The organism is Variovorax sp. 10N420, from assembly GCF_056394705.1.
In genome coordinates this window covers 36,613-47,700 of record NZ_JBFTIJ010000016.1, presented here as the reverse complement: position 1 = coordinate 47,700, position 11,088 = coordinate 36,613, and the positions used below count along the sequence as shown (strand labels likewise).

Annotated in this window: 11 protein-coding genes; 1 reads left to right on the top strand and 10 read right to left on the bottom strand. The window is 65.9% G+C overall.

Going from position 1 to position 11,088, the window contains the following annotated elements:
• Window positions 1-11: 11 nt before the first annotated feature.
• From AC1DEK_RS26905 to AC1DEK_RS26875, 7 genes are all read right to left on the bottom strand, one after another.
• Window positions 12-251 (bottom strand): DUF3606 domain-containing protein, encoded by a 240-nt coding sequence (locus AC1DEK_RS26905; protein ID WP_478128371.1) that lies wholly within the window; start codon window positions 249-251, stop codon window positions 12-14.
• A gap of 205 nt (window positions 252-456) precedes the next feature.
• A complete protein-coding gene (locus tag AC1DEK_RS26900) occupies window positions 457-1,752 on the bottom strand; it encodes a c-type cytochrome (protein WP_478128370.1) in 1,296 nt (431 codons plus the stop codon).
• Window positions 1,749-2,639 (bottom strand): cytochrome c oxidase assembly protein, encoded by an 891-nt coding sequence (locus AC1DEK_RS26895; RefSeq protein WP_478128420.1) that lies wholly within the window; start codon window positions 2,637-2,639, stop codon window positions 1,749-1,751. Before AC1DEK_RS26895 ends, AC1DEK_RS26900 begins: the two co-directional genes overlap by 4 nt.
• 81 nt (window positions 2,640-2,720) lie before the next feature.
• On the bottom strand, window positions 2,721-3,347 hold the full coding sequence (locus AC1DEK_RS26890; RefSeq protein ID WP_478128369.1) for a cytochrome c oxidase subunit 3: 627 nt from the start codon (window positions 3,345-3,347) through the stop codon (window positions 2,721-2,723).
• On the bottom strand, window positions 3,344-5,287 hold the full coding sequence (gene ctaD, locus AC1DEK_RS26885) for a cytochrome c oxidase subunit I (protein WP_478128368.1): 1,944 nt from the start codon (window positions 5,285-5,287) through the stop codon (window positions 3,344-3,346). Before ctaD ends, AC1DEK_RS26890 begins: the two co-directional genes overlap by 4 nt.
• Entirely contained in the window at window positions 5,284-6,240 is a 957-nt protein-coding gene (locus AC1DEK_RS26880) for a cytochrome c oxidase subunit II (protein ID WP_478128367.1), read from the bottom strand. Before AC1DEK_RS26880 ends, ctaD begins: the two co-directional genes overlap by 4 nt.
• 9 nt (window positions 6,241-6,249) lie before the next feature.
• A complete protein-coding gene (locus tag AC1DEK_RS26875) occupies window positions 6,250-8,562 on the bottom strand; it encodes an FdhF/YdeP family oxidoreductase (protein WP_478128419.1) in 2,313 nt (770 codons plus the stop codon).
• Between the two features lie 181 nt (window positions 8,563-8,743).
• Between AC1DEK_RS26875 and AC1DEK_RS26870 the strand changes: the two genes are divergently transcribed.
• Window positions 8,744-9,826, top strand: coding sequence for a DUF72 domain-containing protein (locus tag AC1DEK_RS26870; RefSeq protein ID WP_478128366.1), 1,083 nt, complete (start codon window positions 8,744-8,746; stop codon window positions 9,824-9,826).
• Window positions 9,827-9,895: 69 nt separating this feature from the next.
• Here the strand turns inward: AC1DEK_RS26870 and AC1DEK_RS26865 are convergent, their stop codons facing one another.
• The 3 genes from AC1DEK_RS26865 to AC1DEK_RS26855 form a co-directional block, all read right to left on the bottom strand.
• On the bottom strand, window positions 9,896-10,090 hold the full coding sequence (locus tag AC1DEK_RS26865) for a DUF3606 domain-containing protein (RefSeq protein ID WP_478128365.1): 195 nt from the start codon (window positions 10,088-10,090) through the stop codon (window positions 9,896-9,898).
• A gap of 173 nt (window positions 10,091-10,263) precedes the next feature.
• Entirely contained in the window at window positions 10,264-10,695 is a 432-nt protein-coding gene (locus AC1DEK_RS26860) for a hypothetical protein (protein WP_478128364.1), read from the bottom strand.
• Between the two features lie 9 nt (window positions 10,696-10,704).
• Window positions 10,705-11,064, bottom strand: a complete 360-nt coding sequence (locus AC1DEK_RS26855) for a hypothetical protein (protein ID WP_478128363.1) — start codon at window positions 11,062-11,064, stop codon at window positions 10,705-10,707.
• Window positions 11,065-11,088: the final 24 nt, after the last annotated feature.

Here is an 11,088-nt window from a genome sequence, read left to right as displayed (position 1 = left end):
AGGGCCTCGCCTCAGGGGCCAGGCTTGCCGGTCAACTGATCGGCATTGGTCGAAGAGCGGCTGCCCTTCAGGTACATCTCGACCTCCGTCGCACTCGTGCCGACCGCCTTCACCGCTGCTTCGAGCTGATCGCGCGTGACGTCGAGTTCGCGCAGCCATCGATTGACGTTCTCGGGCGAATCCAGATCGACTTTCTGCACCGGCCCGGCGCCCTCCAGCCCCGAGGCCCGCGCCTCCGCTTTTGTGGGCATGACTTTGCTCAGCGGCGGACCATTCGGGTTCGCCGGCGCTGTGGGCTCTTTGGAAGCGGGTGCCATCGTCATCTCCTGTGATGCAGATGCAAAGCTATGCAGTGCCTCGGCCCATCGATGTGCGTGGCACTCTGGCCGGTTTGTAGGACGCTTCAGCGGTCGATGCTGCAAACCTTGCGAATGCGGCGAAGGCACCGGGCCAGGCTCACGGCGGCCGCTTGAGTTTGCGGCGCAGCTTCGCGACGTCGCCGGACGACACCGGGCGCGCGTCATTCCCCCAGGTCGTTCGGATGTGGGTGAGAACCTGCGCGATCTGCACGTCGTTCAGCGTGCGGTTGAACGAAGGCATCTCCGAGGGCGGCTCATCGGTCGTTTGTGCCGCACGTCCGCCTTCGAGCACCAGACGGATGAGGGATGTCGTGTCCTTGCCCAGCACGCTGGGATTGCCCGCCAGGCGGGGTATGCCCGGCGGCAGCCCCCTGCCTTCCTGCTGGTGGCATTGCGCACAGAAGCCGGCGTAGACCGCCGCACCCACGGACTGGGTGCCTGCGGTGTGATTGCCCTTTTCTGCCCACTGCTCACGGTCCGGCTTCGGGTCGTACTGGCCCGAAGGCTGCTGCGCCGGCAATGATTTCAGGTAGCCGGCGATGGCGTTGGCGTCTTCTTCACTGATATAGCGCAGCGATTCGTTCACCGTTTCGGCCATGGTCCCGTAGGCGACCAGCCCGCCGCCCTTGCCGTTCTTCAGGAAGGAGGCGACCGCTTGCTGGTCGATGCGCCCGAGGCCGGCACCGGAGTCGCCCGTCAGGTTGGGCGCGAACCAATCATTGGTGACGGTGCCCGCAAGGAACTGGCTCGACGACTCGTTCTCGCCGCGCTCCTGGTAGCCCATTCCGCGCGGCGTATGGCAGCTGCCGCAATGCGCGGTGGACTGCACCAGGTAGGCGCCGCGGTTCCAGGCGGCATCCCTGCCGGGCTCTGGCTCATAGACGCCCTTCTTGAGGAACGCAAGCTGCCAGAGGCGCAGCATCCAGCGCTGGTTGAACGGGAAAGGCAGCTTCGTCTCGGGTGGCTTCACGGGCACCGGCTCGACGCCTTCCATCAGATAGACGTAGAGCGCCTGGAGGTCTTCTTCGCGCATCTTCGTGTAGGCCGTGTACGGCATCGCCGGATAGAGGCGGCGGCCGCTGGGCGTGACGCCGTCGCGAAGGGCCCGCTCGAAATCGGCGAAGGTGTAGCGTCCGATGCCGGCCTCCTTGTCGGGCGTGATGTTCGTGGTCACGATCGGGCCGAAGGGGGACGGAACACTGCGTGCGCCCGCGAAGGGGCGGCCGCCATTCGGATCGGTATGGCAAGACGCGCAGCCAGCGACCAGCGCGAGGTACTCGCCTTGGTCGCGCAGAGCGGATGGGGACGGGGATAGCGACGGCGGCGCCGCTGCGCACTGCAGGGCCGCCATCGCGGCGCAAGCAAGGGCAAGGCGACGTGGTTGCCGTTTCATGGTCCCGCGCCGGTACCTGGAACCAAGGGACGCCCGTCGCGCTGCAGCAGGCGTTGCGCAGCCACCACCAGCCCGCCGACGAGGTATGCAAGGCCGCCCGGCACCCACATGACCAGGCCACCGAGTTGCTGGTCCTGGAGCGGATCGAAGCCCCATGCGGTGGCCGACTCGATGTATGACGGATACCAGAGCGCCGGTGCCAGCGTCAGCAGCGCGCCGAGCGCGCCGGTATGGGCCATGGTCGTGAACAGCGAGAGCATGGCCGCACCGCCGTTGCTGCCGTTGCCGTTGCCGTTGAGGTTTCGTGCATGCGCTCCGAAGATCGTCCACCAGAACAGCAGCGCACTGCCCAGAAAGCTCGCATGCTGCAACGCGTGTATCGCGGGGTCAGCCAGGGCCGCCTCGAACAGGCGCGGTGCATGCCAGAGCCAAAGCGCTGCCGCATGCAGGACCCAGGCGACGCTCGCCCGCGTGATGAACCGCCATGTGCCACGAACGCCGCCGGAGCGCATTGCCTTGCCGATGAGCGTTCGTCCGCGCGCGGGAAACGCCCACAGCATCGTGAGCAGCGGACGGCCGATGACCAGCAACGGCGCCGCCACGATCATCATCAATTCATGCTGCACCATGTGCGCCGAAAAAAGAGCGCCGCCCAACGCGTCCAGCGGCGACAGGAGCGCGGCGACCAATGCGATCCATCCTGCGGCGAAGGCAACCGCCTGCCGTTTCAGGATCGCGCGGCTTGATCTCGCACGCTGCAGGAGTGTCCGGTGCCCGGCCGCATACAGCAGGGCCGAGATCAGCAGCGGCAGACTCACACCGAGTTCGAAGTTCCATGAAGGTGCCCATGCGACAGTCGTCGCAGCACCGGTGTGTGCATGCGCCATCGATGCGCCACAGAGTGCGAATCCTGCTGCCGGGAGATGTCGCAAGCGGATCGAGCGGATCACGTTCGAGCCCCTTCGTCGTCAGAACAGGGGCGCCAGGTAGATGACCGCATAGATCGGCAGCCAGCTCGCCACGACGAAATACCAGTACACCGCGTTCTCGCTCACGTCGCTGAACCGCTTGCCTTCGAAGGGGCCGGTGAAGAGCAGGACGCCCAGCACGACCGTATCGACAAGGTCGGTGATCAGGTGCGTCGTATGCAGCCCCAGCAGAATCCAGATGACGGAGCCGTAGGCATTGGCGTCCCACGATATGTTGAGCGCGCCGAACTCCAGCGCGCGTACGGCCAGGAAGGCGATCGCGAACAAGGCGCACACCACCAGCCAGCGCCGTGCCACGCGCCGGTTCTCGGCATTGGCGGCGCGCCTGGCGAGTTCGTTGGGCCACATGCTCACGAAGAGCAGCACCGTGTTGATCGTGCCCCACAAGAGGCGCGGCGGTGGTGCGCCGAGCGGCCATTGGGGCGAAACGCCCCACAGGTAGAAATACGTCATCACGCCGAGCCCGAAGACCGTGCCTTCGATCAGCATCAGTCCGAGGGTGCCCCAGAACATCAGGCTCCGGGTGCCGAAGCCATAGGTCGGCAGATGACCGACTTCGAGCCTTGCACCGGGCGTGGCAGGGAGCGTCGCGCCGGGCACGCTCACGGCCTCTGCTCCAGCGCCACGGCATGGGCGTTTTCTCTCTTGTTGGGCCAGAACCAGGCGATCAGGACCGCGGTCAGCGGGAAGGCGGCCCAGACGACCGCCCAAGGCGTGAAGACCGATCCGACGAAAAGCACGGTCGTGGCGACGGCACTCCAGAAGGGCCACGCCGTGGGCATGGGGAAGAGCGGACGGTTCTCAGGATGCGCCTCGATCACGCTGGTGACCAGGACCTCTCGCGCGTCGGTCGCGAGCCCGCTCACGGTCGACGGTATTCCGTTGGGCTCCCAGAGCGGTTCCGCGGACTGGACCACGGGAATGACGTTGAAGTTGTGCGGGCGCGGCGGGCTGGCGGCCAGCCACTCCAGCGTCGAGGCGCCCCAAGGGTTCGGTCCGGCCACGCGGCCCCGCCACAGGCTCCAGGCGACATTGCCGAGGAAGGTCGCCACGCTGAGTCCGATGGTCCAGGCACCGATCGTTGCCATGAGGTTCAGCGAGTCCCAGCCCATGCCCTCGGGATAGGTCCAGACGCGGCGCGGCATGCCCCACAGACCCAGCAGATGCATTGGAAAGAAGGTGAGGTTGAAGCCGACGAAGAAGAGCCAGAAATGCCAGAGGCCCGCTTTCTCGTTCAGCATGCGCCCGCTGAACTTCGGAAACCAGTAATAGAACGCCCCGAAGAGCGGAAACACCCCGCCGCCGAACAGCACGTAATGCAGATGGGCGACGACGAAGTAGGTGTCGTGCACCTGCAGGTCGATCGAGACCGATCCGAGCATCAGGCCCGTCAACCCGCCCAGCACGAGGATGAAGAAAAAGGCGAGGACGAAATACAGGGGCGTCGCAAGCCGCACGCGCCCGTGCCACAGCGTCGCCATCCAGCAGAAGATCTGCACTGCGGAAGGAACGGCAATGGACAGGCTCGAAGCGGTAAAGAAGGCCTTGCCGAGTTCCGGCAGGTTGGTGGCGAACATGTGGTGGACCCACAGGCTGAACGCCAGGAACCCCGTCGCGATCAGCGCGAGCACCATGGCCGTGTAGCCAAAGATCGGCCGCCCCGAGAAGGTCGCGATGATGGTGGAGATGAAACCCAGCGGCGGGATGAAGATCAGGTAGACCTCCGGATGACCGAAGAACCAGAACAGGTGCTGCCACAACAGCACGTCGCCGCCGCGCTGCGGGCTGAAGAACTGCGTGCCGACCAGGCGGTCGAGGATGAGCGACGTGCTCGCCAGCATCACGGCCGGCATCGCGAACAGCACCATGAACTGCGTCACCAGCGTGGCCCATACGAAGAGCGGCATGCGTCCGAGCGTCATGCCCGGCGCCCGCATCTTGAAGATGGTGGTGATGAGCACGACCGCGACCAACAGGCTCGACAGCTCGGTGAAGGTGATCATCTGCGCCCAGATGTCGGGTCCCTTGCTCGGCGAGTAGTCGCCCGAGGACAGCGGGACGTAGCTGAACCAGCCCGTGTTCGGCCCGTTGCCGAACACGAGACCCGCATAGAGAAAGATTCCGCCGAAGAGGAACACCCAGTAGGCATAGGCGTTCATGCGCGGGAAGGCGATGGACCGCGCACCGATCATCAACGGCACGAGGTAGACCGCCACCGCTTGCATGACGGGCACCGCGAAGAGAAACATCATCGTGGAGCCGTGCACCGTGAAGAGCTGGTTGTAGACGTCGGGGCTCATGAGGCGCAGGCCGGGCCTTGCGAGCTGCGTACGCATCGCCAGCGCCAGCAGCCCCGCAATCAGAAAAAAGGCGAAGGTGGTCAGCATGAGGCGCCGGCCCAGGGTCTTGTGGTCGATGGCGGACAGCACACCCCGCCAGCCAGGCGGATCGCGCCATGCATTCATCAGCGCTGCGGCGATTTCGGGCGAATCCTCGCCGTCGACCCGCTTCGTGCGCGCGGCGATCGACGCTTGGGCCGGCTTCATTGGAGGGTACCGAGGTAGGCGACGAGGGCGCGCACGTCGTCGGGCGCGAGCGGGTTCGCCGGCATCCAGCTGCCAGGCTTCTTGGCTTGGGGATCGACGATCCAGGCGGCGAGTTCGCTCGGCGTGTTGGCGATGGCGCCGGCCGCGATGGTCCTGCGGCCCGCCAGGTGCGTCAGGTCGGGTCCGAGCGCGCCTTGCGCCGACGTGCCCTTGATCGCATGGCATTGCGCGCAGGTGCCCGACATGAAGATGGCTTGGCCCCGAAGCGCCTCCGCATCAGAAGGCTGCGCGGCGGGCGCTCGCTGCGAGGCCTCCCACGCTGCAAAGTCTTCCGGCGATTCGGCGGTGACCGAGAGCGCCATCAGTGCGTGCTCCTGCCCGCAGAACTCCGCGCATTGCCCGCGGTACACGCCGGGCTTGTCGGCCCTGAACTCGATGGTCGTCGGCCGGCCGGGCAGCATGTCCTTCTTGCCATGCAGGTTCGGAACCCAGAAGGTGTGGATCACGTCGACGCTGTCCAGGGCGATCACGACCGGGCGTCCAACCGGCACGTGCAGCTCGTTGGCGAGCTTGAAATCGGGCGGCTGCCCTTCGGCGCCATAGGACACTTCCCACCACCACGAGTGCCCGACCATGCGGATGTGCAGCGCGTCGTCCACCGCAAGCCGAGACAGCGATCGATCGGTGGAAATGTCGGCGCCCACCAGAACCACCAGCCCCGCCGACGACAGCAGCGTCGCCGCCAGCACGGCGCGTCCTGCGCTCCGCTCGCCCGCGCTGGCGGGATCCGGCACCGCCGGCGAAGGGTGCCGCGCGGACGAGCCCTTTCGCATGGCGACGAGCAGCGCGAGCAGCACGCCGGCGAAGACGAGCATGCACACGATGAGCGTGAACTGCCACAGCCCATAGATGTGAGCGGCCTGGACTCCGGCTGGCGCGAGCGCGTCCTGCATGGCCGCTCGTCAAGCGTGGGCTGCTGGCGAACCGGCTTGCAGGCGGATGGGAATCGACTTGCCCGCGGGCACCTTCGCGCGTTCGGCATGGTGGGCCAGCGGCAGAAGCGGATTGCACTCTGGGTAGTAGCCGGCGGCACAGCCGCGCGGGATGTTGTAGGGCGTGACGCGCAGCCCGTCGACCTCGCGTGTTTCGCCGTCGTCCACCGCGGTCGTCGCGCGGACGATGGCGCCTTCCTCGAAGCCGAGCCGGTCGATGTCGAACGGGTTCATCAACAGCACGCGCCGCGTGCCATGCACGCCGCGGAACCTGTCGTCCAGGCTGTAGATGGTGGTGTTGAACTGGTCGTCGCTGCGGATGGTCATGAGGCGAAGCACGTCCGGCCCGGTCTCCGGCGCATCGGGGTCGACCTCGAGCGAACCGGGCAAGACGAAGTTGGCCTTGCCGGTCGGTGTCTTCCACTCGTGCTTGTTCGCCGAGATCGGCCGTTGAAAGCCCCCCGGCTTGCCGAAGCGGGCATTGAAGTCGGTGAACACATCCGGCCACGTCGCCTCGATCGCATCGCGGATGCGCGAGTAGTCATCGACCCAGTCGTCCCACGGCACGCGCGGATTCGGCGGCAGCGTTGCCTTGGCGATGCCGGCAACGATCGCGATCTCCGAGCGAAGCGTCGTCGCGGCCGGCTCCGCCACGGCGTGCGACGCATGGAAGTAGCCGGTCGAGTCCTCCATCGATACCGTCTGCGGTCCGGTGCGCTGGCGATCGATCTCGATACGGCCCAGGCAAGGCAGGAGGTACGACACCTCGCCATGCACCAGATGCGTCCGGTTGAGCTTGGTGGCGATGTTGACCGTCAGGCGCAGCCGCCGCCATGCGGCTTCCATGCGGCGCGTATCCGGCACCGCACGAACAAAATTGCCGCCGAGCCCGACGAAGGCGCGCACCGATCCGTCGAGCACGCCTTCGCAGGTCTCGACCGTGTTCAGTCCCTTCTTCCGCGGCGGCTCGAAGCCATAGAGTTCCGCGAGCCTGTCCAGCGGCACGAGTTCAGGCTTTTCCGAAATGCCCACCGTGCGCTGTCCCTGCACGTTCGAGTGCCCGCGCACGGGGCAGATGCCGGCACCGGGTCGGCCGATGTGGCCACCCAACAGCAGCAGATTGGTCACCATCTGCACGTTCTGCACCCCTTTTCGATGCTGCGTCAGGCCCATGCCGTAGACGCCGATCACTGCGCGTGCCTTGGCGAACACGCGTGCTGCCGCTTCGATGGCATCGCGCTGCAAGCCGCTCTCGCGCTCGATGGACTCCCAGCTCGTGTCTTCGACGAAGCGCTGGAATTCATCGAAGCCGTGGGTGTGCTGGGCGATGAATCCACGGTCGACGGTGCTGCCCTGGCCGCCATTGGCCGACGGGTCGTCGGCGGCGAGAACGGCCTTGCAGAGCCCCGTCATCGCAGCGATGTCGCCGCCGATCTTGAGCTGAAGGTACTGCGTGCTGATCGTGGTGTCCGCCGGCGTCAGCATTTCCTTGGGCGATTGAGGGTTCGCGAAATTCACGAGCCCGCGTTCGCGCAGGGGGTTGAAGGTGATGATCGGCACGCCGCGGCGCCGCGCTTCCTGCAGCTGGTGCAGCATGCGCGGACTGCTCACGCCGACGTTCTGGCCGAAGAAGAAGATCGCATCGGTTGTCTCGAAGTCGCCGAGATCGACCGTTCCCACCGGAACGCCGATGCTCTCAGGCAATGCGACCGACGTGCTTTCATGGCACATGTTGGAGCTGTCCGGCAGATTGTTGTTGCCGTAGAGGCGCGCCATGAGCTGGTACATGTAGCTCGCTTCCAGCGATGCCCGCCCCGACGTGTAGAAGACCACCGATTCGGGCGAACTCTCGCGCAGCGAACGCAGTTCGGCGCCAATACCCTGGAACGCGTCTTCCCAGCTCACTTCGAGGTAGCGGTCCGATGCCGCGTCCCACTTCATCGGGACGGTGAGGCGACCGCCCGCTTCCAGGTCGTGGTCGCTCATCTGGAGCAGTCTTTCGACGGTGTTCGATGCAAAGAATTCAGCGGTGCGCCGCTTGGACGTGAGCTCCCAGGCCGTCGCCTTCGCACCGTTCTCGCAGAACTCGGCAGGGTGCGGCTCCGCCGGCTTCGCCCATGCGCAACTCACGCACATGAATCCGTCCGGCTTGTTCTGATGCAGCAGCGCTCTGGCACCCGCGATCGCGATCCCTTCGTGAAGAAGATGCGAGGTCACTGCCTTGAGAGAACCCCATCCGCCCGATGGATGCCGATAGTGCTCGAATTTCTCTTCACTCACGATGGTCTCCGGTGGTTTGACTGTTGTGCTCGAAGCCGTACTCCGCTCTGTACTCCGTACCCCCGAACATCGTGAGCGGATTGCCACCTTGTGTCGTCCCGGCACTGATGACACGGAAGGCGCGGACCTACGAGTGGGCGCTCTTCCTACGGGCGTGCCTGCCGGTTTGCCGCAGCGTCCCTGCATGACCAGGGCTTCGAAGCCTTCCAAGAGTTCCAAGCATTCGGGCGATTTGCGGATCGGCGTCTCGGGCTGGCGCTACGCCGAGTGGCGCGGCGGCGCGTTCTATCCCAAGGGGCTCAAGCAGCGGGAAGAACTCGCCTTTGTGGGGAGCGTGCTGTCGTCGACGGAAATCAACGGCTCGTTCTATTCGCTGCAGCGGCCGCCGCTGTACCAGGGGTGGGCATCCGAGACGCCGGACGATTTCGTCTTCGCGCTCAAGGGGCCGCGCTACGTGACTCACCTTCTGCGCTTGAAGGAAGTCCGCACGGCGCTCGCCAACTTCTTCGCGTCGGGACCGCTGGCGCTCGGCGCCAAGCTCGGACCGATTCTTTGGCAGCTGCCGCCGACCCTGCAATGGAACGCGGAACTGATCGGCGCTTTTCTTTCGCTGCTGCCGAAAGACACCGAAGAAGCGAAGGCGCTCGGTCGCATGCACGACGAGCGCACGGCGGGCCGCACGTGGCTGCAATCGGATGGCGAGCGGCCGCTGCGGCATGCGCTCGAGGTCCGCCATCCGAGCTTTGTCGACCCGGCGTTCATCGCCCTGCTTCGCGAACATCGCATGGCGCTCGTCGTGGCGGACACCGCCGGGCGATTTCCGCTGATCGAGGATGTCACGGCCGACTTCGTCTACGTGCGGCTTCATGGCGATACCCAGCTCTACGCCAGCGGCTACAGCGACGAGGCGCTGTCACGATGGGCGCGCCGCATCGAAGCATGGCGCGATGGCGGCCAGCCGCCCGATGCACGGTGTGCGTCCACCCGTGCGGCGCCGACGCGCGCGCGCCGCGACGTCTATTGCTACTTCGACAACGACGTCAAGGCGCACGCGCCGCACGACGCCATGCGGCTGGCCGAGATGCTCGGTGCATCAGCCGGCCGGCTTGCCGCCCGTGCTGGCAATGACGTCTCCGCTGGTGAAGCTCGCTTCGGAGGAAGCGAGAAGAGCGCAAAGAACGTAAAGGATGTGAAGGACGTAAAGGCCCGCGATCCCGGCCGGCTGTCCAGGCCGGCCCATCGGCGACTCGGCGCCAAACTGCGGTAGCTTGTCCGGCTTCTGCCCGGCACTTGGCTGCGGCGGCGTCCTCACTCACCCATTGCATTGGCCTTTCCTTCAGGCGATACCCAGGTACCTCTTCACAGCCGCGATCCTCGTGCCGCACGCGGCGACCGCCGCTCGCAGGCGGCCTTCCGTCACTTGCAACTCCTGCATCCAGAAACGCAGTTGGTAGACGTCGTTGAGGTCCACATGATCGAGATCTTGCGGAACGAACTGACGGGGACGAGGGGCGTGTGCTTGGATTTCCATGGAGCAGTCCTGGTGCGTGATTCGGCTTGTGTGCCATTACTCCGGCAATAGTCGTGCCATGCCGGCGACGGCTGCGGCACTGGAACGTCGGGCAATCCGCCAGGCGGCTGCTTGAAAAACTTGCCGCAACTTCAGCCGGGCGGCCGGTAGTTCCGTCGAGCCGGCGCAACCGGCTAGACCTCCTGGATGCCGACGATCTGCAGATAGAACGCGGTCTCGCGCATGGTCATGCCTTCTTCGAGCGCCGAGAGCTCCAGGCGCTCGAAATCATGGGACAGCCATTCGAAAAGCCGCGAGACCGGCGCGTCTTCGAGCGACACCGAGTCCTCCCATCCGCCCAAGCGCGCCGAAGCGCTTGCCATCATCCGGCGCAGGAACACAGCGCGGCAGATCCGGAGCTGGCTCAGATCCTCCGCGGTGAACGAGCCGCGTATGGCGAGGAGTTCGCGGTGGTAGTTGTCGAATCGCTGGGAGATCGTCGCGCCGTCCCAGCCCGGCGGCTCGCCGCGCCCGCTGACGCGCAGCACCCGCGCCAATTCACGCAGGACCTGCATGAGCGCCAGTTGCTGGAGAAGGCACAGCCCCAAACGGACGTGGGGTGACATGAACGCTCCCTATGCCGGGTTGGTGTCGCCGCCGCTCCGCTTGATCGAGGCAGCCAGCGCTTCGCGATCGGCGATCAGCGTCCGGGCTCTCTGCGCAAGTGCGCGCAGTGCGCTGGCGCCATCGCCGTGGGGAGTCGCGAGCACCAGGCGGCAGCTGTAGTTGCCGGCGCGCAGATCCGCATGTCCGCTCACGTGCCCCTCGCGGCTCACGCCATCGAGCTGCAGGGTCACGTCCCAGCCTTGGTAGTTGAAGTGGTGCCCCGCGTGGTTTCCCGCAAGGGCCAATGGAGGGGTGCCGGCGCCCGGCTCGTTTGCTTGCATGATGGTGTTCTGGTGTACGGCCTCCATGTAGGCAAATGCCGTGCCCAAGTGCCCGCTCCCGACTGCCGAGCT